This is a genomic window from Chitinispirillales bacterium (assembly GCA_031254455.1).
Taxonomy (GTDB): domain Bacteria; phylum Fibrobacterota; class Chitinivibrionia; order Chitinivibrionales; family Chitinivibrionaceae; genus WRFX01.
Genome location: JAIRUI010000112.1, coordinates 1 through 25,216, shown reverse-complemented (window position 1 = coordinate 25,216; position 25,216 = coordinate 1). Strand labels below are relative to the sequence as shown.

At 37.7% G+C, this 25,216-nt stretch carries 24 protein-coding genes and 4 tRNA genes; 17 read left to right on the top strand and 11 right to left on the bottom strand.

Features of this window, described 5'->3' with window-relative positions; translation table 11 throughout:
• Together LBH98_08905 and LBH98_08900 are read right to left on the bottom strand one after the other, a co-directional pair.
• Positions 1 to 1,119: hypothetical protein (locus LBH98_08905; GenBank protein ID MDR0304864.1), on the bottom strand; the 1,119-nt coding region annotated here is incomplete at its 3' end.
• Between the two features lie 12 nt (positions 1,120 to 1,131).
• Positions 1,132 to 1,344, bottom strand: coding sequence for a hypothetical protein (locus tag LBH98_08900; GenBank protein ID MDR0304863.1), 213 nt, complete (start codon positions 1,342 to 1,344; stop codon positions 1,132 to 1,134).
• Between the two features lie 178 nt (positions 1,345 to 1,522).
• Between LBH98_08900 and rho the strand changes: the two genes are divergently transcribed.
• The 6 genes from rho to LBH98_08870 all read left to right on the top strand — a co-directional run bounded on the left by rho (position 1,523) and on the right by LBH98_08870 (position 3,468).
• Positions 1,523 to 2,773: a transcription termination factor Rho gene (rho, locus tag LBH98_08895; GenBank protein ID MDR0304862.1), complete on the top strand. Its 1,251-nt coding sequence runs from the start codon at positions 1,523 to 1,525 to the stop codon at positions 2,771 to 2,773.
• Between the two features lie 8 nt (positions 2,774 to 2,781).
• Positions 2,782 to 3,072: a hypothetical protein gene (locus tag LBH98_08890; protein ID MDR0304861.1), complete on the top strand. Its 291-nt coding sequence runs from the start codon at positions 2,782 to 2,784 to the stop codon at positions 3,070 to 3,072.
• 65 nt (positions 3,073 to 3,137) lie between these two features.
• Positions 3,138 to 3,212: transfer RNA gene (locus LBH98_08885), tRNA-Gly, on the top strand.
• Between the two features lie 18 nt (positions 3,213 to 3,230).
• Positions 3,231 to 3,306, top strand: a tRNA-Met gene (locus LBH98_08880).
• A gap of 5 nt (positions 3,307 to 3,311) precedes the next feature.
• A tRNA-Gly gene (locus LBH98_08875) sits at positions 3,312 to 3,386 on the top strand.
• An 8-nt stretch (positions 3,387 to 3,394) separates the two neighbouring features.
• A tRNA-Cys gene (locus LBH98_08870) sits at positions 3,395 to 3,468 on the top strand.
• A gap of 136 nt (positions 3,469 to 3,604) precedes the next feature.
• Here the strand turns inward: LBH98_08870 and LBH98_08865 are convergent.
• Complete coding sequence (locus LBH98_08865) at positions 3,605 to 3,817, bottom strand: hypothetical protein (protein ID MDR0304860.1); 213 nt, start codon at positions 3,815 to 3,817, stop codon at positions 3,605 to 3,607.
• 412 nt (positions 3,818 to 4,229) lie between these two features.
• Here LBH98_08865 and LBH98_08860 point away from each other — a divergent pair, with 412 nt between their 5' ends.
• Complete coding sequence (locus LBH98_08860; GenBank protein ID MDR0304859.1) at positions 4,230 to 5,651, top strand: hypothetical protein; 1,422 nt, start codon at positions 4,230 to 4,232, stop codon at positions 5,649 to 5,651.
• Positions 5,652 to 5,725: 74 nt separating this feature from the next.
• On the opposite strand, the gene LBH98_08855 is transcribed toward LBH98_08860, so the two are convergent.
• Together LBH98_08855 and lspA are read right to left on the bottom strand one after the other, a co-directional pair.
• On the bottom strand, positions 5,726 to 6,736 hold the full coding sequence (locus LBH98_08855) for an RluA family pseudouridine synthase (protein MDR0304858.1): 1,011 nt from the start codon (positions 6,734 to 6,736) through the stop codon (positions 5,726 to 5,728).
• Positions 6,721 to 7,278, bottom strand: a complete 558-nt coding sequence (gene lspA, locus LBH98_08850) for a signal peptidase II (protein ID MDR0304857.1) — start codon at positions 7,276 to 7,278, stop codon at positions 6,721 to 6,723. Before lspA ends, LBH98_08855 begins: the two co-directional genes overlap by 16 nt.
• A 100-nt stretch (positions 7,279 to 7,378) precedes the next feature.
• On the opposite strand from lspA, the gene aspS reads away from it, so the two are divergent.
• Positions 7,379 to 9,160 (top strand): aspartate--tRNA ligase, encoded by a 1,782-nt coding sequence (aspS, locus tag LBH98_08845; protein ID MDR0304856.1) that lies wholly within the window; start codon positions 7,379 to 7,381, stop codon positions 9,158 to 9,160.
• Between the two features lie 22 nt (positions 9,161 to 9,182).
• Here the strand turns inward: aspS and LBH98_08840 are convergent, their stop codons facing one another.
• The 4 genes from LBH98_08840 to LBH98_08825 form a co-directional block, all read right to left on the bottom strand.
• Positions 9,183 to 9,734, bottom strand: coding sequence for an outer membrane lipoprotein carrier protein LolA (locus tag LBH98_08840; protein ID MDR0304855.1), 552 nt, complete (start codon positions 9,732 to 9,734; stop codon positions 9,183 to 9,185).
• Between the two features lie 21 nt (positions 9,735 to 9,755).
• On the bottom strand, positions 9,756 to 11,264 hold the full coding sequence (locus LBH98_08835; GenBank protein ID MDR0304854.1) for an IMP dehydrogenase: 1,509 nt from the start codon (positions 11,262 to 11,264) through the stop codon (positions 9,756 to 9,758).
• Positions 11,265 to 11,726: 462 nt separating this feature from the next.
• On the bottom strand, positions 11,727 to 14,024 hold the full coding sequence (locus LBH98_08830) for a CIA30 family protein (protein MDR0304853.1): 2,298 nt from the start codon (positions 14,022 to 14,024) through the stop codon (positions 11,727 to 11,729).
• A gap of 104 nt (positions 14,025 to 14,128) precedes the next feature.
• Positions 14,129 to 15,088, bottom strand: a complete 960-nt coding sequence (locus tag LBH98_08825) for an IS1595 family transposase (protein ID MDR0304852.1) — start codon at positions 15,086 to 15,088, stop codon at positions 14,129 to 14,131.
• Positions 15,089 to 15,276: 188 nt separating this feature from the next.
• Here LBH98_08825 and LBH98_08820 point away from each other — a divergent pair, with 188 nt between their 5' ends.
• The 8 genes from LBH98_08820 to LBH98_08785 all read left to right on the top strand — a co-directional run bounded on the left by LBH98_08820 (position 15,277) and on the right by LBH98_08785 (position 22,217).
• The gene (locus LBH98_08820; protein ID MDR0304851.1) at positions 15,277 to 16,125 is read left to right on the top strand and encodes a hypothetical protein; all 849 of its coding nucleotides are present in this window, start codon (positions 15,277 to 15,279) and stop codon (positions 16,123 to 16,125) included.
• 3 nt (positions 16,126 to 16,128) lie between these two features.
• A complete protein-coding gene (locus LBH98_08815) occupies positions 16,129 to 17,001 on the top strand; it encodes a hypothetical protein (protein ID MDR0304850.1) in 873 nt (290 codons plus the stop codon).
• Positions 17,002 to 17,373: 372 nt separating this feature from the next.
• Positions 17,374 to 17,712, top strand: coding sequence for a DUF805 domain-containing protein (locus LBH98_08810; protein ID MDR0304849.1), 339 nt, complete (start codon positions 17,374 to 17,376; stop codon positions 17,710 to 17,712).
• A 14-nt stretch (positions 17,713 to 17,726) separates the two neighbouring features.
• A complete protein-coding gene (locus LBH98_08805; protein ID MDR0304848.1) occupies positions 17,727 to 17,891 on the top strand; it encodes a hypothetical protein in 165 nt (54 codons plus the stop codon).
• A gap of 39 nt (positions 17,892 to 17,930) precedes the next feature.
• Positions 17,931 to 18,848 carry a hypothetical protein gene (locus LBH98_08800; GenBank protein ID MDR0304847.1) on the top strand — a complete coding sequence of 306 codons (918 nt, stop codon included), beginning with the start codon at positions 17,931 to 17,933 and terminating at the stop codon, positions 18,846 to 18,848.
• Between the two features lie 62 nt (positions 18,849 to 18,910).
• Positions 18,911 to 19,606 carry an OB-fold putative lipoprotein gene (locus tag LBH98_08795; protein ID MDR0304846.1) on the top strand — a complete coding sequence of 232 codons (696 nt, stop codon included), beginning with the start codon at positions 18,911 to 18,913 and terminating at the stop codon, positions 19,604 to 19,606.
• Between the two features lie 25 nt (positions 19,607 to 19,631).
• Positions 19,632 to 20,444, top strand: coding sequence for a hypothetical protein (locus tag LBH98_08790; protein ID MDR0304845.1), 813 nt, complete (start codon positions 19,632 to 19,634; stop codon positions 20,442 to 20,444).
• Positions 20,445 to 20,744: 300 nt separating this feature from the next.
• Entirely contained in the window at positions 20,745 to 22,217 is a 1,473-nt protein-coding gene (locus tag LBH98_08785) for a radical SAM protein (GenBank protein MDR0304844.1), read from the top strand.
• Positions 22,218 to 22,225: 8 nt separating this feature from the next.
• Here LBH98_08785 and LBH98_08780 read toward each other — a convergent pair whose 3' ends face one another.
• Positions 22,226 to 22,732, bottom strand: a complete 507-nt coding sequence (locus LBH98_08780; protein MDR0304843.1) for a hypothetical protein — start codon at positions 22,730 to 22,732, stop codon at positions 22,226 to 22,228.
• A gap of 168 nt (positions 22,733 to 22,900) precedes the next feature.
• On the opposite strand from LBH98_08780, the gene LBH98_08775 reads away from it, so the two are divergent.
• Positions 22,901 to 24,187, top strand: a complete 1,287-nt coding sequence (locus LBH98_08775; GenBank protein ID MDR0304842.1) for a hypothetical protein — start codon at positions 22,901 to 22,903, stop codon at positions 24,185 to 24,187.
• A gap of 90 nt (positions 24,188 to 24,277) precedes the next feature.
• On the opposite strand, the gene LBH98_08770 is transcribed toward LBH98_08775, so the two are convergent.
• Entirely contained in the window at positions 24,278 to 24,931 is a 654-nt protein-coding gene (locus LBH98_08770) for a glycoside hydrolase family 5 protein (GenBank protein ID MDR0304841.1), read from the bottom strand.
• Positions 24,932 to 25,216 lie beyond the last annotated feature (285 nt).

The following is a 25,216-nucleotide window of genomic DNA, read 5'->3' as shown; positions in this document are numbered from 1 at the left end:
CATTTTGAATAATTTTTCACTATGATAATTTTGCGCATCGTCAGGCTCGCAAACATTGTCGGTAATTCTGTAATCAATGCTTTTTAATCCTGTAGTATTAGGATAACCGCAGTAATTTATTTGAATCGGCGCAGGACGTCGTCCAAAAATAAGCAGACCGTTTCCTCCGGTATGCCCGGACAAATCAACCAATACGGTGATTTTCTCTTTTTTTATCAAATTTACGACATCGTTAACATTTAATTTGGCAATATCGTGCCATTTATCGGTTTGTTCCATAAACATTTTTGTGTTTTTATCATATTTTTCACGGGCGAGAGTAGAAAATAAATGGAATTCAAATTTATTTTTATCGTAATTCTCAAATAACGAACTTACAAAAAAAGATACCGCCATAAAATAAAAATCACCGGAAACAAATCCGATTTTTATTTTTTCAGTTTCCGGGAAAATCGGTCTTATATTCGGAATTTCATTTTCCCAAATCGTCCTGTATTTCTGACAAAGAGCAAAATATTCATCACGGTTCATCTCAACATAATTTGAATAAAACAAATAATTTGAGTAATTGTAAGCATTTGTTAAACGCAGCGAATCTTCTTTAATACATTCTACAGCCTTTTTGTACGCCTCAAGCGCTTCTTCCTGATAACCGCAAACCATCAAAGTTCCGGCGATATTAAAATTTATACTAATATTTCTCGGCTCTATTTTAAGCGCAATTTTATATGTGTTCGTTGCGGTAACCGGATTACCGGTTTTTTCAAAAACACACGCCAAATAACCCAATACGCCTACATGGTCGGGTTTTATAGCGATTGCTTTCCCAAGTACTTCTGCCGATGTGGCATATATTCCCAATTCATATAAAAGCATTCCGAATCTGAATAAAAAGTCAAAATTTTCATTTAAGCCGCATCTATAAGCTTTTTCAAACAACGGTAAAACAACAGTCTTTTTATTTGCTCCGTTTAATAATTCAAACATTCCTTTTTCAAAAAGAAAATAAGAATTATCTCCATATCCTTTTTCAACCGATTTAAATAACCTTCGGACTGTTTTTAAATCACCGCGTTCCCTTGCCGCAGATATTTGCATAAATATTTGAGGAATCGCCATTGTTTACCCTATCTAATTATTAAAAATCATTCCAAGTGAAAAAGCCGTGATAAAAAACAACCACAAGTATAGAATAATTCCATTCAAAAAGCGTTCGCCTTTGGATTGAGTTTGAGCCGCCTTTGCCTCTTTGCTTTCTTTTTTTACATGCAAAACGATACTTCTTATCGTAAATAAAAAAATAACAACGCCTGTTAATTTAATCAAAATAACCGAGAAATCCACGTTTTTCACCTTTCAAAATAAAAATTCAGTTGAAAATAATATTTTTCACCATATTCATAAAACATTTTATTATTTTTAATATGATTTAATTCTCGAAATTCCTCTTTACATAGGTATTTATTATCCAAAAGAGATTTAATTATTATTAAACAACATTTTTATTGAATAGGATGGTTCAATGGATGTCAATGAACTTAAAATGAAAGGTGTGGAAGAACTCACCGCACTTGCGAATGAACTCGATGTAGACGGAACGGGCTACAAAAAACAAGACTTTGTGTATCGCATTTTACGAGCGTCTTTCTTAAAAGGCGAAGAAATTACGACTGAAGGCGTTCTTGAAGTGATGTCCGATGGGTTTGGATTTATGCGTTCAGCCGAAAATTGCTTTTTGCCTGGGCAAGATGACGTTTATGTTTCGCCTTCGCAAATTAAAAAATTCAGATTAAGAACCGGAGACGCCATACGCGGGGCGATTAGAAGTCCAAAAGAAACGGAAAGATATTTTGCTCTTTTGCGTGTTGACGCCATAAACGGAGGGCATATTGACAATCATAAGAGAATTATCGCTTTTGATGACTTGAGACCGATTTTTCCGACACAAAAATTTACGCTTGAAGGCGGAGTTCCAAACGACATTTCAGGACGACTCATAGATTTATTCACACCTATCGGAAAAGGACAACGCGGTCTCATTGTTGCACCGCCAAGAACAGGTAAGACGATTCTTATGAAAAATATTGCAAATTCCATACGAAAAAACCACCCGGACGTTCATATGATGATTTTACTTATTGACGAACGTCCGGAAGAAGTTACCGACATGGAAGATTCTGTGGACTCGGAAGTTATTTCTTCAACATTTGACGAGCCGGCTGACAGACATGTTGCGGTTGCGGAAATGACCATAGAAAGAGCAAAGCGACTTGTAGAACACGGAAACGACGTTGTGATTCTGCTTGACAGCATAACTCGCCTCGCACGGGCGTACAATACCGTCGCACCGCATTCCGGAAGAATTTTATCCGGAGGTGTGGATTCGCAAGCGTTGTACAAACCCAAAAAATTCTTCGGCGCGGCAAGAAATATTGAAAACGGCGGTTCACTCACTATTTTAGCAACGGCGTTAGTAGAAACCGGAAGCAAAATGGACGATGTTATTTTTGAAGAATTCAAGGGAACTGGAAATATGGAATTGGTTCTTGACCGCGACATCGCCGATAGAAGAGTTTTCCCTGCGGCAGACCTTATGAAATCAGGAACACGAAAAGAAGATTTGTTACTCTCGGAAGACGTTTTAAATAGAATGTGGATTTTAAGAAAATGGCTTTCCGGTATCAGAACTCCGACAGAAATGATGGAAAATATGCGTGAAAAACTAATGGGAACGCGCAGTAATTTGGATTTTTTGAATTCTATGAATAAATAGGATAAAAATTGAAATTTTTATCTCCTTTTTTCCTGTTGTTTTTGATAATATTTTTAATTTTCGCACAAGATGAAATAGAAGAAATTGAATATTTCCCGAATACAGATATTTCGCAAAGCGTAGATAGTTCGAATTTACAGGACAGTGAAATTTTATTGGAATTGGAAAATAACGAAACGACTGAAATAACGTTCAATAAAAAAAACAAAAAGCACAAACATATCGTAATAAACGCAATAACGATGATGTTATTCGTAGGCTTGTGTATAACAAGCGTATCATCAATAAATCCAGAATAATTTGCTAATACCCTTGACTTTTGTCGGTAACCAATTGTATTTTGGTTTTGTTTAATTGGAAATTTGCGAGAGTAGCTCAGTGGTAGAGCCCTACCTTGCCAAGGTAGTTGTCGCGGGTTCAAGTCCCGTCTCTCGCTCCAAAATAAGTGTGATTTTATCGCGGGATGGAGCAGTTGGTAGCTCGCCGGGCTCATAACCCGGAGGTCATCGGTTCAAGTCCGGTTCCCGCTACCATATACGCGAGAGTAGCTCAGTGGTAGAGCCCTACCTTGCCAAGGTAGTTGTCGCGGGTTCAAGTCCCGTCTCTCGCTCCAATTTTTTCGGTGGCATAGCCAAGTGGTAAGGCAGCGGTCTGCAAAACCTCCATCCCCGGTTCGAATCCGGGCGCCACCTCCAGAAATATCAGAGTTTCAAGTGCGCTTGAAACTCTTTTTTATTAAAAAACAAAACAAAAATATTATCACCCGAAAAACAAAAAAATATTGGAGTAGAAAATTTTCCACTCCAATAGAAATAAGATGTTTAATTCTTATTATTTAACTTTTTTGTCTTTTGACTTTTTTGTCTTTTTATTTGCCGTATCTGTATCCTTGCTATCCGACGGTTGTTCACTAACAACATCTACTGCATCAACCGTTTCTACTGCATCAACCGCTGCCGGAGCCTCTTCTTCGTCTTGGGCAAAGACATTACCCACGCACAATACCAACATCAATACGCCAAACAATTTGAGAAAATCTCTCATAACAAACCACACCCTTTCTATTATTGTCCGAATCGGACAAGTTTTAATATAAACATACCATAAATATACTATAATTGTCAAATAATTGTCAATAAAAAGTTGATTATGAATAAAAAAGACAAAATAGAAAACCATATTTTGTCTTTTTTATTCATAATTTGCTTATATGTAAAAGATTTTATCTTTCACAAAATTTTCCGATAATTACTATGCCATTATAGTATATTTAAATACAAAAACAACTCAAAAAGGTTATAGATAACTTGATACTTTTAATATTGCCGATATCCGCAACTGCAAAACCAGACCTTTACCACAGCAAAGGCGATAAACTTTATCGCCGCTTCCCGAACAACGTGTTCCAAAATATATATGTACGTTTTTTTAATTTAACTATGAAAGGGTTAAAATTATGAAAAAGTGTTTTTTCATGTTGGTTTTGTGTAGTATGATGCCGTTGTTTGCGGCAATTGAGTTCGGTGAAACTCCATTTCAGGCAGAAAAACGCGGGTATGAAGCGTTGGTAACTTCTCAACTTCCCTTCCCGTTAAAAGGAACGGCGGAAAAGCCGAAAGCTCTCACGTATGTAAATCCTGATTTACAAGCTGCCAGCGCAAAGGTAAAAGGATTGGCAGGATATAAACAAGCCATGAAACGTTTCGGAATCAACGCCGGAAGATATGTCAGAGACGCGAGCGATATTCAAGCACTTCGCCGCGCCGCTTTCAATTATCAAGTTCTTTTAGGATATATTCAAAGCGGACCTCTTGGACCGGTAACTTTAAGTGACGAAAAAGGGAACGCACAAGGCAGCGCTCCGCTTAATTTGTTAATGGAAGAACATTTTACCGAAAAAGGTATTCAGGCGTTAAATAAGGCGGCTAATGATTTTGCTACCGGACAATACGCCAAATCAAAAGGCTCTACCGTAGCGTACAAGTCGTGGACGGCGTCAACGGAAGCATTGAGAACAATAGATATGGATGAATTAGCGGCTAAATGGGGTTTGGACGAAGTTGACGCCGACGGGTTCCCAACCGCTCTAGAAGAAGCGGCAAGTAATTATGCCAAGGCGGTTCAATCAGGCGATGACGCCGCCGCTAAAGAGGCAGCTAAAGACTTGGCTAAGGAAGTCGGTAAGGAAGTCGCTACCGAAGCCGCCACGTCGGCGATGAACTCGTTGTTGGGAGTCAAGGAAGAAAAAAAGATAGTGTTTGAGAACAAGCATGGCGTTCCTGTTCCGTTTAAGAGCAAGAAATTTGCAAATCCGGAACTTCAAAAATTTTATGAAAAATTACAAACTAGACTCAACGACGAAGTGACAAAAACCGGAAAAAGCAAAAAAACCTTACTTAATTCAAATAATCACTGGGCTCTTCGTGAAATTAACCGAGCGATTAAATGGTACAACGAAGATGTTAACAAAATAGGTTACGCTTCCAATGCGAAAACAAAGTTTGGGAAATGGCTTACAACCGACAGATATGCTTTGTTGCGGACAGCGCAGAATTTTAACCTTACGTTGAATATCTTGGAGTTTGCAAGCGCCGAAATATCTAAAGACTGTATTGAATTGAGCACTGTTCCAGGAGACAATGAAGGGGTGAATCCGTTCGGCGAATTACTCGTAGCCAACTTTGGTCCGGTATGTTCAAAAATGATACTTTCGTTGCCCGAAAATGTCGAACCGTGGAATTATAAAACTCTTGTAGGTTCTATTAAAGCGGCTGCATTGGATGTCGGACAGTATTACAGTGTTTTGAATTGTGCAAGACTTGAGAAGAAAGAAATCAATAATAAAGATACCGACGACGTTGACGATGTTGACGAATAAATAAAATTTAGACAAACAGTCTGTCAGGACGGGAGAGGAAACTTTCTCGTCCGTTTTTTTATTTTTTAATTTAATCAACAAATTGAATTTTCGCGATCAAAAATATTAAATTTTTCTTCGTTCAACCCCGCTTCACAAAAAGAATTGCAGAAATCCTCAGGGAATGTGGCTAAAATTGAAATTTTTTCGTTTGAAAAAGGGTGATTAAATGAAATAAATCTTGCATGAAGCGCCTGACGGGCAAAACATCCGTAAATTTTTAACGCAAAATTTCTGTCTTTTTGTTCCAAAAATTTAATTTTTTCTTTTGAACCGCCGTATATTTCATCACAAATTATCGGGAATCCGCCGTTTGAACAATGAACTCTGATTTGATGTGTTCGTCCCGTATGAAGCCGAAAACATGTGAAATGAATTCCGTTTTGAAAATGTATAATTTCGTAGTCGGTTCTCGCATATCTGCCGTTTTGGTAATCAATAGCCATTTTTATAGGGTCTTTTTTATCGCGACCGATTGGAAATTCAATTATTCCACTCATAAAATCAGGGAGTTTTCCGATACAAATCCCTGCATAACATTTATAAATCTCTCGTTCTGCAAATTTCTTACTCAATTTTTCATGAGCGGTTTCGTTTTTTGCAGCAATAACAACCCCGCTTGTGTTCTTATCAATCCGATGCGCCAAAATCGGTATAAATTTTTTATCAGCATAATAGTAGAGCCCGTTTAGAAGCGTCCCCTTTTTTTGCCCGTGTCCTGGATGAACAACAAGCCCTGCCGGTTTATTTACGGCTATATAATATCTGTCTTCCCAAATAATATCCAAATTAATTTCTTCCGGCAAAACCGGCAAATTTCTCGGATTTTCCTCATAAATTTTCTCTTCGTCTATGATAATTTCGTCGTTTTCACGAAGCATATAACTTTTTTTTACGATATTTTTATTTACAAGCACATACCCGTTTTCTATAGACGATTGAATTTTACTTCTCGAAATATCTTCAAAAAAACTCGACACGAATAAATCAAGCCGCTCGTTTACAAATTCAAAAGATATTTTCTGTTTAATTATTTTTTCGGACAATCGGGCTTCTCCCGTTTTTTCGCCGAAACAAAATAGTCCAATATAAACAAACCGAGTCCAATATTTACAAAAATATCGGCAAAATTAAAGATAGGCCAAGGATCAAACGGGATAGGTCCCAAACGAAACCCTAAGTCAGCCATAAAAAAATCCACAACCGCACTTTCTGGACGTATTATTCTATCAATTCCATTGCCGATCGCGCCCGCACAAATAAAAATTATTCCCCAAAAAAGCAATTTTTGCTTTCTATAATCTAATTTTACAATATAATACGATAAAAATCCTAACGCAATAAACGTAACAAATAAGAAAAAATGTGCATTTTTGATAAACGGGATATATTTTGACGGGTCAAAACTGAAAATCGCACCTTTGTTATAAACCAAATAAAGCCCGAAAGTATTTCCGAAAATCGGAAAATAATCGCCGACCTGCATGGTCGTAACAACAGCCTGTTTACTTGCAAAATCAAACGCCGCAAAAATTATCGTTAAAACGACAAACAAAATTATTTTACGGAAATCCGATTTTTGCTCCAATTTTTATTCCTTATTAAAGCGTTTTTTTGGTAAAATACATTTCGCCAGATTGAATTATAGTATTTTAGTACGTAATTTTTAACATGAATAAGGAATTTTTATGGCAAATTCGTATCGGACGCATAATTGCAACGAACTTTCAAAACAACATATAGGTGAAGAAGTAAAACTTTGCGGCTGGATTCATAATCGGCGCGACCACGGCGGCGTTTTATTTATAGATTTACGCGACCACTACGGACTCACGCAGGTCGTCATTTATCCCGACAATCCCAAACAATATGAAATCGGGCATCTTCCAAAAGAAACCGTAGCGAAATTTATGGGAATCGTCGTTGCACGAACCGGAGAAAATATAAATCCGAATATGAAAACCGGTGACATCGAAATCACTGCAAAAGATTACGAAGTTCTGGGTGAATGCGAACAGCTTCCGTTTCCGGTTTTTCCCGAAAAAGACGCACCCGAAGATTTGCGCTTGACTTATCGCTACATTGACTTGCGAAAGGAAAAATTACACAATAATATCATTTTGAGAAGCAAAGTGATTTCGTATTTGCGTCAAAAAATGATCAATCACGGATTCACTGAATTTCAAACCCCGATATTGACCAGTTCATCGCCTGAAGGCGCAAGAGATTATTTGGTGCCTAGCCGTGTTCATCCGGGGAAATTTTACGCGCTTCCGCAGGCGCCGCAACAGTTCAAACAACTGCTTATGGTAAGCGGATTTGACAAATACTTCCAAATTGCGCCGTGCTTCCGAGACGAAGACGCACGGGCGGACAGAAGTCCAGGTGAATTTTATCAGTTGGATATCGAAATGTCGTTTGTCGAACAAGATGATATTTTTGTGATTTTGGAAGATGTTTTATCGAACACTTTCAATAAATTTGGGATTTTTAAGGCGGACGTTACTCCGTTTGTGCGAATTGCGTTTCGCGACGCTATGTTAAAATACGGAACAGACAAACCTGATTTGCGAATACCGATTGAAATCTGCGAAACAAGCGATATTTTTGAAAATTGCGGCTTTACTGCGTTTGCAAACGCAGTAAAAAGCGGGGGCGTCGTGCGCGCCATTCCGGTAAAAAATTGTGCAAACCAACCGCGTTCTTTTTTTGATAAAATGGTCGAATACGCCCAATCAATCGGGGCTAAAGGACTTGCCTACCTTACTTGGAAAGACGGTGAAATAAAAGGACCGATTCTTAAATTCTTGGATGAGACGACTATTGCAAAAATCACTGAACGCACTGGCGCAAAGAATGGAGACGTGGTATTTTTTATGTGCGACGAAGAGCATACGGCAAGCGACATTGCCGGAAAACTCAGGATTAAATTAGGCGGCGATTTGGACATAATTGAAAAGGGGGTTTATCGTTTTTGCTGGATAGTGGATTTTCCAATGTTTGAACTAAACCGCGAAACGAACAAAATCGAATTTTCACACAATCCGTTTTCTATGCCGCAGGGCGAAATGGACGTACTTACAAACAAAAATCCGCTTGATATTTTGGCTTACCAATACGATATTGTCGTAAACGGCGTAGAATTATCGTCTGGAGCAATCCGAAACCACCGCCCAGAAATTATGTACAAGGCGTTTGAAATAGCCGGTTACGACAAAGAATTTGTGGATAATAAATTCGGAGGAATGATAAACGCGTTCAAGTTAGGCGCACCTCCCCACGGTGGAATTGCTCCGGGAGTTGATAGAATGATTATGCTTTTAACCGGAGAGAATAATCTTAGAGAAGTAATTGCGTTTCCAATGAATCAAAAAGCGCAGGATTTGATGATGGGCGCTCCTGCGCAAGCGTCTCAATTACAACTGCGCGAATTGCATATTAAACACAATCTTCCCAAAATTGAGACATAAAAAATTAGAAAGAAAATAATACTTATTCAAACAACAATTCCTCGTCTTTAGATAAAAATTGGTTTGTCAAAATCTCAGAAACAAAATTTATACGAACAAAACTATCATCTGAAGAAAAGATTGAGACATCTTGAAATTTTCCGTTCGTGCAGCCGTTTATGCTTACGTATTTAAAATTTCTTTTCATTGCCGCACTTTTTGGGGAGATTTTCATCGTCCAAGAATCCGAACTCTTTGTCAATTCAAACTCAAAACGCTTTTGCAAGGATGAAAAATCGCCGTTGAGAAATGGAGCTATCATCATATAAAAAGACCGCGAAGCATTGTCTTGGTCAAACGAAATCACTTTTTTAATGTACGTTGGACTTTGCAAAATCCAAACGACGCCTTTATTTTTTACCACAAGAATTTTTCCTTCGGAAACAAGCGGTTTATCAAGCGATTTTATTTGTTTCGTTTGAATAAAATTTGCTCGAACAATGCTGTCTTTGGAAATAATGTTTTGCAAATATTCAATATCGCTTTGAGCGAAAATCGAAATAGAAATAAACAGAAAAATAAATATTTTCTTCATAAATAAAAAATTGTCGCCTGCCTACCCATTCACATTCGCGTTAAGTTTTGTCACGTTGCTCGTTCCTCCCTCTACAAACGAATGCTGGGAAATCCGTGTCAAGACGGCATTGTCGGTAAATTCTCTGAGAGTCAAAGAGCCGTTGTTACACATAGTCGCTTTGAGTTTTGCAAGCGAAATATTAAGCACCTCTGAAAGCGGACCAGACGCGGGAACGTAAGCGTCTATACCTTCTTCAAACTTCATCGCTCCGTTGATAATTCCTTCGTTGTAGCGTTGCCAATTTCTTGCACGATTGCTACCTTCACCCCAATATGCTTTATAACGTTGTTCGTTAATTGAAATTTTTGGGGTCGGCGACTCATCCGTTTTCGCAAAATACTGCCCCATCATCACAAAATCCGCACCCATAGCAAGCGCGATAATAATCTGCGTGTCATTTACAATTCCACCGTCCGAGCAAACCGGAACATAAATCCCTGTCTCATCAAAATATTTGTCGCGTTCTTTAACAACATCCATAAGCGCACTCGCCTGCCCGCGTCCGATTCCTTTTTGTTCTCGAGTTATGCAAATACTTCCACCTCCGATTCCGACTTTTACGAAATCAAGAAGCGCTTCGTTCGCCAAATATCGAAACCCATCTCCGGCGACTACGTTTCCGCCTCCTATAATAACTTTGTCGCCATATTTTTTTCTAATCCAAAGCGCACATTCTTTTTGATATTCCGAATATCCGTCAGACGAATCAATTGCGAAAATCGTCACACCTGCGTCAACCAGCGCCGGAACACGTTTTTCGTAGTCGTGCGTATTAATCCCCGCCGACGCAATAAGCCGTTTTTCACTATCTACCAACTCGTAAGGATTGTCGTTATGAGCGATGAAATCTTTGCGAAACACCAGCGAATCCAAATATCCGTCTGCGGTGAGAACCGGAATGCAATCTTTGCGGTATTGACGAATCATTTTATTTGCTTCATCTAACGAAACACCTACGCGTACAGAATGAACCTTTGAAGCCGGCGTCATAAATTCCGAGACGGGTTTTGATAAATCGTCTTCTTTTATCCAATAATCTTTGTCGGTCAAAATTCCCAAAAATTTGCCGTCATATCTACCGTTATCGGTTATAGCGACAGTGGAATGGTTGGTTTGCGAAACTAATTTCAGCGCATCTCTGAGCGATGTTTCCGGCGAAACGTTGGTATCGCTTCTTACAAATCCCGCTTTGAAATTTTTGACGGCTTTAACCATTGCCGTTTGATTTTCAATCGACTGTGAACAAAAAATAAACGCCGCGCCACCTTCACGAGCAAGCGAAATACCCATATTTTCACCTGAAACCGCCTGCATACTCGCCGCCGTAAAAGGAATGTTAAGCGATAATCTTGATTCCTCGCCTTTTTTGAATCTTGCGATAGGCGTTTTTAGCGAAACTTTGTTTGTAACGTGTTTTTTTTCACTTAAACGGGGAATTAAAAGATATTCCGAAAACGTTCTTGAAATGTCGTCAACTATTTGCGCCATATTTACTCCTTTGGAAATATAAATTTTGTGGAAAATATTATTTGTCAAGGTATTTATGCGAAAATAAAAACCCTTTCCGCAATTATCGTTAAGACAACGTTTAACCGCAACCTTAATACAATATTGGGTATCCGCTCGTATAATTTAAGTTTCCGAAAAGATTCGGCGTACTTTTGCTATAAGAAGTCGAATTCCCGTTAAATTTTTGTTCGGTAAACCCTGCGCCGATAAAAGCGGAAAGAGTAAATATACGTAAATGAGGACTTAACCTCAATAAATCTTCAGATTTTCATCACGCTTAATCAAGTCCTGTAACAACATTTCCGTTTCTTTTTCCATTTATTATCTCCAGATTTAATAAACTAATAAATACTACACCGCCAAATATACCATCCGCCGAAAACAAAAGCGGGACGTATTTCTACATCCCGCTCATCATAAACTATCAAGGTAACCGCTTAATTATCTCTTCACACCCAACTTAGCCGAGTAAGTTTTCACCGTTCCCTTAAAGCCTTTGACTTCGACAAACACCAAGTAACTGCCGTTTGCCACTCCCCTACCGGCACTGTTGGTCAGATTCCACAAAACCTTGTCGCCGCGCTCAGTTCTCTCAAACACTACGTTGCCGATGTTATCGTAAATTACCGCTTTGACTTCCGCGACTCTTTCGTCGTCGGGAAGTACAACTGCAATCTCCGCACTTTGCGATACTATACTTCCCGGAATAATTTTGATGCCGCGTCCACCGGACTTCTTAACATCTTTAATCGCATTAGGAGCACTCGGCTCAAATATTGCCTTTACCACAACGTTACTTGCAGGCATTGTAAACTTGTTATCCGCTACCGCTATACCGCCGTGTAATACCTGCCACTCTTTGAATACGTACCCGTTGTCGGGTGTCGGTGCAAGCGTTATTGGTGTGCCGTCGGTTGCAAGAGCGGACGTTGTTTTTGCCTTGCCGTGTCCGTCGTTAGTTACGGTTACGGTATAAACAGACGCTGCCGGTGAACCTTCTTCATAAAAGTGCGAGTACACAACTCCGGGTTCAATGCTTCTGTTTCTGCGATTTGCCAAATCCCTTACCGTAGTAAATTCAAAACCCTGTTCACGCAATATACGCGCAATCTCTGGTATTGCCAGACGCACATTGTCATAATCGCCCCAGCTTCTATCGTGAAACAGAACGATACTTCCGTTTTTTACCACTCCGGGGGCAGTCATCTCCGTTATTATCTGCGAGAAAGGTCTATCTTCAAAATCTTTCGAATTAACATCGCAGTTAATTAACGCCATCCCCAATTCATTTGCTACCTTAGAAACAGTCGCGTTAGTAGATAAATAAGGAGGACGCACAAGTGTCGTAGCGCTACCGGTAAATCCTTCAACTTCATCCGATGCCTTTTTTAACTGGTTTCGTATCTCCGATTCGCTAAGTTCGGTTAAATCAGGATGATCCCACGAATGCTGGGCTATTTCGTGTCCGTCCTCAATCATACGTTGAAGCCCCGCTTTGTTTCCGCTAATGTTTTCCCCGATTGTAAAGAATGTCGCCTTTATGGAATGTTCCTGCAAGGTGTTCATAAGAGCGACCGTATTTGAACTTGGTCCGTCGTCAAAAGTAAACGCAACCCATTTCTTAGTGTCGTCGATTGTGTTACCGTCGCCGCCGACATATCCGACTTCCAAAACCAAGTCCTTTATCGTAATACTGAACGCTCCAAGTGCGCCGTCGTCGGTTTCCCACTGAATCGTTTCTATCAACGACTTGTTTAACGGCTTTTGTGTCCCCCAGTTGGGTTGAGCAAAATCACTGATATTAACGGTAACTGTCGTTTCTACGCCGTCTGTAGTCGGAAATGTTACGAAATAATAATTGTATTCGGTAATATCGCTTGTAGGCAATTTTACTTTATATGTTTTACCGTCTCCGATAACTTTGAATAATATAGACGTAGCCTTTTTGAGATTATCAAGCGTTTCGTTGTCGTCGGGAGTAACCGTCCAACCCGCAAAACCGTATTGATACGCATCGGTAACGGTTCCCGTGAATTCATAACTGCCACCGGTTTCATCCATATTTATTGTAGAAGTCCCGCTGTTATAGATGTCGGTAACAGTCTCCCAGTTCCATTGCCCTGCAACCGTAGTTGTTTTCAACGCATTCATCATCGCTGCAAGCGCATCCGCACAAAGTCCCGCTTGAGGACGACCGTTTGTACGTTCAAGTATCTTAAAATCACCCGCATCCCAGTAAAGAGGCACGACTCCGTTTGCGCGGGCTGCCGCCGCCACCGAGCCGACATAATCCATAACAGCCGTTTTTGCCGCTTCGGTTTTGCGTATCGTTGTCCCCGTTCCCCATTCGCCGAAGTAAACCGCAATTCCATTATCAATAAAATTTGTTTTAAGCGATTTTATATCGTTGGTTAAATTAGTCTTCTCGGCGACGCTGCCCCAGGTAGCATCGGGAGAAGTATTATGCGTATAACTGTGCGGAGTATAATAATGAACGGCAACTATTAATTTATCTGTGCCGTTTGCTCCGTCACTGGGCAAGAGTTTCCCATTGTTGTGGGCGGAAATAACTATATTGGGTTCAGTGCTTCCCAAACCCGGAACAGCCACAAAACGTGTCGCGTTGTTGCCTCCCGTTGTCCGAATAGCGTTTAACGCCGCCTTATTCCAGTCGAAAAGTATTTGCTGCTCCGCTTCGGTAGCGCCATTTCCCCAGTTGCCGTTATGGACTTCGTTCAAAGTTTCAAAGGGGAATTATACGCTTACGTCACCGGACAGGCAAAAATAAAAGGGTTGGCTCCCAACCCTTCAATAAAAACACCGCTTAATTAACTTTTTTCTTACTACGCCACCAACGCCTTATACGTCAACGATTTCCCCCAGCAACCTGCAATTAAGCTGTTGATTCTTTCCATAGTAGTATATCTGCAATTACCTTGATTCATACGAAATTCAAATTCAGCAAGATACCTGTGTAAATGTTTGTAAGAAACTTTATGATATACACCTTTAATCCCGCGTTTCAATACAGCCCATACACTTTCAATACTGTTTGTATAAACCTCTCCATCTTCGCTTACGTATTGTTTCGCACTGTGATTTACCATTTTTCTGGTATAACCAGGATTTTCTATTCCGGTGTACCATTTTCCATCGTCAGTGTTCAGTATTGAACCACATTCCACATATTGCTGAACAATCTTTTTTAAAGTTTCTGTTTTTCTATTTGGAACAACTTCCATGTGAACATTACCACCTCGTTCTTTCATACCAAAAACTACAATCTTTCCAGCGGAACCAGTGCAATTTTTCTGTTTCTTTTTACCGTGTTTATTATTGTTCTTTCCGTATATTAAAGTTTCGTCCATTTCTATAGTGTTTTTAAGAAGAAAATCACATTGACCGTTTCCCATAGCTTCGCGTATATCATGCAGTAAATTCCAAGAAGTTGCTTGTCTCATACCGAGTTCTTTTGATAACTGCATAGAAGATATACCTTTACGAGCAGTAACCATATAATAGAAAGCGACAACCCATTTATTTAATGGAATTTTTGTTTTCTTTAATACAGTCATATCAGAAGTTACGCTAAACTGTTTTCTGCAACTTTTACAACGGTAATAACCAGGACGGTCTTTGCGCCATTTAACTGCGTTTTCCATTCCGCAGTGCGGACAAACCGGTTTATTTCCCCATCTTTGGTCTTCCAAATGTTTTCTTGCAGTTTCTACATCAGGAAACATTTGCATCAATTTGTAGATGCTGATTGCCGTGTTTGGCTTGTAAGTAGATCTCTTTTCCATAATTCCTCCATAGAAATGAGTTAATCGTTTTTTTTGACTTTTCACTTCTTTGGGAAAGCGGAAAATTAACTCGCCACAAAGTCGTGAGATTGATGTTTCATTTCTTTGGGAATACGGAAAATTAACTTCCTCGAAGATTCTTTTGAATTCGTGTTTATGACTAAATATCTCCAATACAGGGAGCATTTATGGTATTCAAGATTATAGAAGATTTAGAGCAATGGAATAGAAGTTATCCGAAATTCCACTTGGATACTCAAAAGCAAAAAGGAAAACATCCTTGGATATATGTAGGAATATACCTTGACGACAATTATTCTAAAATCATAGGAAGTTTTAGCGCACAAGTTCATGACAGGAGAGACTTCAAAGACCATAAAACTTGGATTGAAAAAACCAAATGGGCAAATCTGCCACATTTCTGTCTTCCTAAATTTTATGGGCAAAATTGCGGACAAGTAACTTTAGATTTAACAAACAAAGGATATACGGCAGGAACAGGCATGGGAACGGAAATTATCAATTCTGAAAAAGATTGTGAAGAATGCGAGTATAAAAACCATACCTGTGAACCTCAGAAACCAGAAAAAGATTGTGAAACATGTGAATATAAAAATCATATTTGTGAACCAAAAAATAATTGTGAAGAGTGTGAATACAAGAGCCATACCTGCGCTCCCGAAAAAGATTGTGAAAATTGCGAATATAAAAACCATGTCTGTGAACCTAACGAAGCAGGAACAGGAAATGGCGGAAACAATGGAAGCGGAAATAATAACGGAACAGGCAATGGTGACAATGAAACGCCAATTGAATTTGAAAAAATAGGCAAATTCTGGGAAGATAATTTTATCAGACCAGAGGCGAATCCAGATATTGGTAAAAGGTGGGAAAACAATCTGATTCGTACGGTAAAAGTTGATGCTAATATTGGTAAATACTGGAAAGACAATATAATCCGACTTGTTGAAGTAAATACGGATATTGGTAAAATGTGGGAAGAAAATTTAATCTTTATAGAAGAGGAAGAGGAGTGATTTATGGCAGCAAGAAATTGGTCGACAATAAAGTATGCCAATGGGTATTTTTTGGCAATTACGTCAAACAGTTTAATCGGCGCACGGTCGCAGGATGGCGCAGTATGGGAAGAAATAGAATTACCGTTTTCATACGCTTCACCGAAATTGCAACACGTAAACGGCGCATGGTGGTTATTTGGTAAAGGAAGTTCGACTACAGTAGAACGCTCCAAAGATAACGGTTTAACTTGGGAATCTGTCCAGTTGACTTCTCCTACGCTATCTACTGCGGGGAATTGGATAGGCGTTGCATATATAAACGGCAAATTTATTTTTGGCAGTTCGGATTTGGCTTCGTTAAGAGTAACGTCTGATTTTGTAAATTTTGAATCAATAGCAATTACAAAACAAGCGTTTGCTAATGTGGTGAAAGTAGGAAACACATGGGCATTTTGTTTAACAAATCCTAATAATGCTTCCAGTTATTCATATTTTCTTACTTCGACTGATGGCGTTACTTGGAAAGAATATAAGACTAATCTGTTCATGAATACTGCCCCGATATTCAACACCCCTACACAATTGTTTGTTAGTTACAACAAAAATATATACAGAACGTCGGATTTTGTGAATTGGGAAAATGTAGTGCCTCCAGGTATAACAAATAGCGCAGATACAGTAGGAGCAATCGCCAATGTCGGTGAAACAACTGTAGCGTTGTATAAAAATAAGGCGGATGTTTACCAGTCGCTTAATGACGGTATAACTTGGGAACGATTTGTCGGTATAATTACCCCACAGAACTGGTCGGCGGCGGCAGCGGATAATGAAAGAATAGTAGCGGTAGCAAATAACTCTAATATTGCATCAAGAACTGTTATGCCTATTGCTTGATTTGGTTTTGCTGGTCAAGAAATAAAAAGCAGAGAAATTTAATTTTTTTGCTTTTACTCCAAAACAATAAATTATTTTCCCATTACCCAAAACGATGATTGTCGAAGTAATATTCGGCAATTTATTCGTGTTCTTTTATTTTTTCGTTTAATAAATAAAGGTAAAACTTCCTCATGGTTGTTCTGCCTATTCACCTTTATTTATTAAACATAAGTAACACGGGTATATCATCGTTTTGGGTAAAATTATGATTATGGGCGGGACAGCCTTTTCAGATTTTACCGCTGTCTTCTTTTTCCATAATTCGTAAGTTATTAACTTTTGGCAATTGGCATGGTGCTTTTTGTAAACTTTATACTTTCGGAGGGTTTTATGTTTGAGGCGTTTAAGAAGTTCGCGGTGTTTTCAGGTAGGGCGAGACGGAAAGAGTTTTGGCTGTTCTATCTTCTTTATGCAATTGTTATTGCGTTGGCAAGCGTTTTAGATGCTACGGTGTTGGAAGGTGCTACAATTGCTTCCAGTGTGTGTTCTCTTGCTCTTATGGTTCCGTTTCTTTCTGTATCTTGGCGGCGTTTGCACGATACAGACCGTAGCGGAAGAAATCTTTTGTGGTGTCTTACTATAATCGGCATCATTCCGGTTATAATTTGGCAGTGTAAAGACGGAACACCCGGTGAAAATCGCTTTGGTGCAAATCCAAAAGAGAATTAAAGAAAGAGGTTAGTATGGACTACTATGGAATTGTTAAGACATTGATCGGGGTAAATGGCATAGAATTGCTTAACTCTTTTGGTATTACCGACTATGAGGCATTTGTTCACGGATTTGTAGTTATAGCAGCGGTAGTTGTCATTGTAAGTGTTATTCTTTACATAAAGAATAAAGGGTAAATATTTCATAATTTTTTGTTTAATTTTTGGGAGATTTGTATGGCAAAGTGTGAATGTGGTGTTTGGATTATGCCAGGTATGAGCTATTGCGATAAATGTAAGGAAAAATTGGAAAATTATCGTGAAGAAAAAGCCAAATGGGATTCAATGAGCGACGATGAAAAGGATATAGCTAATTCAGTAGCAGAACGAAACAGCCGCATTGCTTTTACGGTTATCGTTTTAGTTGCCGCAACAATAGCGAGCGGGTATTTTTCCGAATGGAATAACATAATAATGATTGTCACTTTCTGCGTGTTGGCGGGTGTTTCTTTTAAATTTTGGTCAATTATAGGCAGAGTGGTTCGCGGTATTGTAATCGCTTCATTTTGTTCTGGAATAGGCGGTGTTGTTGGTTTTATCATAGCCGCAATAGCGGGTTGGCAATGGGAAGAAGCATCGGGAAAAGCAGTAACTATAATCTGCGCTGTTGCTGGATTTGCACTTGGAGTTTATGGCGGAATAAAGTTTCGCGTAAGTGCTGAACCGGCAAGACCAACGTTAAAAACAATAAAAAGCCAAAGACATTTTTCACTAAAAAGGCAGGTAAAGATGAAAAAAATGTTTTTTTGTTTAGTTATGACAAGTGTAATGTTTTTCGCTGGTTGCGGAATTATGAAAAACCAAGTAGAAGATAGTGTTCGAGCAAGTTTTGAAGAACAAATGCGTAACCATGATACTTTTGGAAAAGTGTGGAAAAGAGAGGGAGCAAAAGTCGAAAACGTAACATTGATTAAAAACGGACAAAACAAATACGATGGGATAGTAGCGGTTTCGTTGAAAGGTAAAACCTATCAAATTGCAATATCTGTAACGACAGACGGCAAATCTTCTATATGGCAGACAACGAATATCGCGCCTTTTGCTTTTTTAATGGAGTATATGTCGTGGGACGATATGTTTGAAATAGATTTTTAACAGGAAACGGTTGGTAAGCACACAAAAAGAAAAAACTAAACCCTAAATGAAAGGTGGGTAAATTGAAAAAAGTATTGATGTGTTTTGTAACAATTATTGCAATATTGTTTGTTGTTGGATGTTTTGAAGATGATGCCGATAATGTAGCAAAGTCACAAATTTCTTCCGCTTATGAATTGACAGCGGCTGAATTGTACAGTGAATATTCTAAAAACAAAAAAGCCGCAGATGAAAAGTACAAAAAGAAATGGATGACAATTAGCGGTGAAGTTGTATCGACATCCAATTCTTTGGGAATGAAAAATGCCACGTTAGGTGCCGGAAGCAATGGCGATGATGTTGTCGAAATTTATTTTAGAGACAAAGATGAATTTGCGACAATTAAAAAGGAGCAACACATAACTATTATCGGCAGATGCGATGGAAAAGGAATTACCGGTATTGAGATAAATGGCGCATATTTTACGGAAGCGGGCAAAGCAAGTAATGATATTCTTGGAACGTGGGCAGATTCCGAAGGTAATGTGTTGGCAAGGTTTAATCCGAACGGCTGGCTGTGCTGGGAAATAAACAGAGACGGACAATGCGCGGAAGTTGACAATAACAGCGCAAGGTATGAACTCAAAGGCAACACAATAGAGGTCAAAGGCGTTTATGATGCCTATGCTGATGAGCCGGAAGAATATGTTCGTAAATGGACTTTTGAAAACGGTATTATATTGGCGGATGGTCGTAAGTACACGAAAAGAAAAAACTAAACTCTAAGAATAAGGGCAGGTAAAGATGAAAAAGACACATTCAAAGACTCTTCTCTTCCTTGTTTTTACCTGCCTTTCCATAAACGCAGAATTTACACAGGAAGAAATTTCTGCAAAGAAACGGGAAACGCTTGAACCAAAACAGGAACGCTACGGCGTTAAAAACGGTGGAGATATTGTCTTCACCGATACTGTAAAAATATCCCAAAGCAAAAAACAAAAAGATTTGGCAATACAAACAGCCGGACAAAATTTTATTAAAGAAACTCAACAGCGAAGTAAAAACGGTGAAATTGAAACAATGATATTATCTTATACCGAACAATCCATAACGACAGACAAACGAAACAAAGAACGCTCAACCTTTACTGAAAATCAGGAAGTTCAAATATCCATACCGTTTTCAGTTCAATCGGTAAAAAGAATAACAAAAGAAAAGAATAGTGTTTATTATGAGGTTGTTTTGACTTCTTCAAACGAACGTATAGCAAACTTGAACGACAAAAAGAATAGCGTAATAAATGTTCGTAACCGAGATTTAAGATTGGCAAACGCTACCTATTTGGCAATTATACAGGAGCAACAAATTCAGATTGTCCAGTTGAAAGAAGAAATCAAAGAAAAGGATTTGATTATTGCAGATTTAAGAGCGGGAAGAGAACCGAGAGTAAAAGAACCCAAAGAGCCAAAACCTGAAAAAGACGATAAACCGAAAGTTGTAAGAGGAAATCCCGGGTTATGGATGATTTGGCTTATAGACGATACAGACGGAATGATAACCGGACAACGTTATCGGCAGTATGTGGAAATGTGGAAAAGGGATATGAGTTTGAGGTAGTGGTGAGGGATTGGTTTTATAGGAAGCGACTTGGCGGCAGGTCGCTTTTTTTGTTTGGTGGCAGATGGTATTTTGTGTTAGCAAAAAACTTTAAAATATAGAAAGGAGGTGAGAAATATGACTTATGTAAAACCTGAAGTTTTGGCACAAAGTAAAGAACAGATGGCTGTATGTAAAGGTAAACCTGCGGGAAGACCTTGTAATCCACCTGGTCCTGGCAAAGGTAAATAATTATTTAGTAAATGGCGGCTATGTTATATAAAAGAACATTTGCCGCCTTGCTGTTAAGGAGATATTATAGTGTTTTTCAAACAAAAATCCGATGTTATATATAGGAACTACGAAAAGTTTGGGTATATAACAGACAATAGAAATTATGGTTATAGGCAAAAAAATGTTATTGGAGATAAAATCGTATCACAAAGCGGAGCCGTTTTTTTGTCCGTTTTAAGTCGAAAACCGCAAACACTTGATGAACTTGCTGGAAAAATTATTGAAAAATATGTTGATGTTGATATTGAAACAATAAAAAGTGATGCAAAAGAGTTTTACAATATGCTTGAACAAGACGGATTTATAGTTTCAGGCGAAACATTGCAGGAATGTGATAAAAAAGACATTGTATTTTCGTACAAAGCGTTAGAACCGGAATTTATAAAAAAAGATATTTCTCCAATTATTATGCGTACTGAAAAATCTACACAAGAATTTTTGAATGAATATTTTAAAGATAGACCAATACTTACAAGTTTACACGTAGAAATTACAAGTAAGTGTAACGAAAGATGTGTACATTGCTACATTCCGCACGAAAACAAAATAAATGACATTGAACCGGAATTATTTTATAATATTTTGGCACAGTGCAAAGAAATGGGATTGTTGAATTTGACTCTTTCTGGCGGTGAACCGATGATGCACAGAAATTTTTGTGAATTTTTACGCAAATGCAAAGAATACGATTTTTCTGTAAATGTTTTGAGTAATTTAATATCACTCAACGATGAAATTATAGCCGAAATGAGAGCAAACCGTCTTTTAAGCGTTCAAGTTTCACTCTATTCAATGAATTCCGAAATTCATGACGAAATCACCAAAGTTAAAGGAAGTTTTGAAAAAACTAAAAATGCTATTTTAAAACTAATAGAAAACGACATTCCATTACAGATAAACTGTCCAATAATGAAACAAAATAAAAATTGTTATATTGAGGTATTAAATTGGGCGAAAGAGCATAAGATTAATGCTGGAAATGATTATGTTATGATTGCAAGATATGACCACACAACACAAAATTTGAATAATCGTCTATCTCTTGACGAAGTTGGAAAAATAATTAACAACATAATTGAGAATGATACCGAATACCAAGAAAAAATGAAAAAAGAAGATGTGGTTGAAGAAGAAAAACGTGATATTTCAAACGATGTCGTTTGCAGTATTTGTAATTCGTCTATTTGTATAGCCGATAATGGAAATGTATATCCTTGTGCAGGGTGGCAGGATTATGTTGTTGGTAATGTGAAAGAAAAATCTCTAAAAGAAATTTGGAATAATTCGGAAAAAGTTCTGTATTTGAGAAATTTACATAAAAAAGACTTTCCTAAATGTATTAAATGTCCAGATAAAGATTTTTGTGTTATGTGTATGGTTAGAAATGCAAATGAGCATCAACAGGGTAACCCTTTAGAAATCAACAAGCATTTTTGTAAAGTAGTAAAACTAAACAAAAAAATTTTGTTTGAATGGAAGGAGAAATTGAAAAATGCTTGACTCAGATATTACCATTTTCTTTTATAATCTATAACCGTTCCAGTATCTTCAATCCATTCTATAAACTCAAAAATCCCTCTGCTAACGTTATCGGGGGTATATTCATATATGACAACGAAATCTAACCTGTACATATCTTCGTTTGCTTCTAAACTATCTTGGAAATCAAAAATTTCTTCTAACGAATCAGCTATAGTTATATAATCGCCTTCTAATGCCGTATCTAACATAATACTATCGTCAATTACAGTAAAAGTATGAGTGCATCCAATTTCATAACTATCTTTGAAATTATGGAATATAAAATATGATTTTGGATTATAGTCCATCAATTTAAAATGTAAATAATTTGTTAAATCATAGCACATACCATAAGGTTTTTTTTCTATTTCTTCAAATGTTTTTGTATAATAATCCGTGACTTCGTGTTGATACTCATAATTGTATTTGAAATCCAAATCTTTTATGTCGTTCAATATGTTGTTTAATAACTCTGTGGATACATTTGTAACCATATCACCTCTTTTAAGAAAATTTTTGTTAATTATTTAGTCATGACGACGGTGGTTATTAAAGACGAGGGATTTATATAAAGCACTCTTTCGCAGTTGTTTTTTTTGTTTGGTGGCAGAAGGTATTTTTTATGGGTAACAGGGAAAAATCCTTAAATACAAGGAATAAATATGTTGGACACAAAAGATTGTATAGTATATCCAATTTTACAAAAGTTTTATAATGCTCTGTCTAATTTAGAACGTGCTAACCCTAATGACTATATATTTGAAAATATTCCTAAAATAGATGCTTTCTTTCAAGAATTTAGAAATATAACATTTGTTATGCAAAAGAATTTTAATACGCCAGAACTTAAAATACTCTATGAACGTAAACGAAATACTTATCTTTCAAGTGATGATATGAAGTGGTTTGTTGATATTCGTAATGAAACAACTCATGAAAACCCTTTTAAGTTAGAGAAGGCTATTTCTTTAAAAACATATTTTACAGTTAATGATTTTGATGAATTTAAAACGTTATTGACGATAGATAGAGATAAAAATCTTACAGATTTGCTCGCAGAAGTATCTAATATTCTTGAAGAACACTATAAAAATTATCTTGAAGTATTTTTTAGTATATCGGTACTGTTTGTAGAAAATGGCAAAGAAATTGACATATATGAAAAGATAATTGAAGGCACAGCTATTATGTGGAGGTTCATATATGACGTATGTGTATCTTATCCATGTTCTTGTGCTAAATGTAAAAATCTAAAAACAAAAATTAAAGAAGCTCTAAACAATATCCAATTTAAACAAATAATGTTTGTTCAGGACTGCTACTATAGTGCCGGACAAATACAAATAGGAGATAGAATGAATTCTTTCATGCACAACAACGAAGTCTTTAACAAAAAAGATTCGCGATTTGATCTAACAAAAAGTCCGTGGTTTGGGAAGGATTGTTGCGATAATGATATTCTCCTATTACAGAAATGGTCTGTATGGTATATTGTTTTGGCTCAGATGCAATTACAACAAAAAAAAGAAGAACCTGAAATACTAGATAGTTTTTTATTAGTTTATGAGGACAACACAGCCGAAATGATAGGTATGTTTGCTGGAACAGTCAAAACAACATATTATCGAATTATAAATGAAGTGGCAGAAAGAGTTAAATGTGAAAAGATACGGGCAGTCTTGTATACATGTGAGACGATTTATTATACTCAAGATAACGCAGCAGAGATTCTTTGTCAAAAATATGATGAACGTAAAAAAGAGGCGAATGGCACAATTTCATGTAGCCTCATAGCGAGCAAACAGCTGGAATATATTACGGGTATTGACATGGATTATTCCAAAATGAACGACAATGATTATTTGTCAAATAAAGTAAAAAATCCCAAAAGTCTTGGCAAGACATTTTTGATAGGACCTATATTCAGAGCATTAAAAAAAACGGCATAACTTCTACCAAAAACAAATCCGAATAGAATTTAATGAATTTCTATTGTTGACATATTTTATAAGTTTCGCAAATAGTATTTTACATGTGTTTCAAGCCAGAAATCGGCTTGTAGAGCGGAATTGCGGCTGTCCGGTGACGTAAGCGTATAATTCCCTTTCAAAGATAAGATAATCCCCGTAGTTCTTGAAGTATTCGGCAATTTGAGACCATACTTTTGCAATCTGGTTTTCAATTTCCATTTTCTTTGCGGCATTGCCTACCGCAGCCGGCATATCTACAAATCCCACTGTAGTTTGGTCTCCGTTGGTATTGGCACCGTCATGATGTATGTTGATAACTATCGCTTTGATTCCGGCATTCTTGGCGTAATTTACAACTTCCTCGACTCGTTGCAATCTTGCCGAACTTATGGTATAGTCGGGAGCGGCGCCGATATGTCTGAGCCAAGTGCAGGGAATACGTACCATATCAAAGCCCGACTGTTTTACTCCGTTGAACAGTTGTTGGGTGGCGACAGGGTTTCCCCATGCCGTTTCTATTGCCGTTACAGGAAGCTGCCAATCGTTATACGCGTCAAGCGTATTGCCTAAGTTCCAGCCTGCTTTAATTTCCTCATCGGCAAAAAACTGCAATACCGTTTTTCCTGACATCGGCTCGGGTTGAGTTACGGTTTGTCCCCAAACCAAACCTGCGGCAAACACCGTTGTCTGCATTACTTTTAAAAATTTGCCTTTACTTTTCATAGAACACTCCTTTGTAATAATTAAACCATTGTTTCCTTTATCATCCGTCTCTGGTTTGCTTCGTCGTTATACTCCTCGCAATGACAATGAGTACTTGTATTGTCGTTGCTAACATCATTTCCCGTCATTGCGAGTGAAGCGAAGCAATATAATAGTAACATAAAACTGTATATTTCTATATGAAATTTTTGTGAACGGAGATTTGTAAATCTTAAGAAAGTATAAAACAAATTTGAAATATAATTTCGAAAAATTATGATATTAAAGTAAGTTGATTTTTTGACT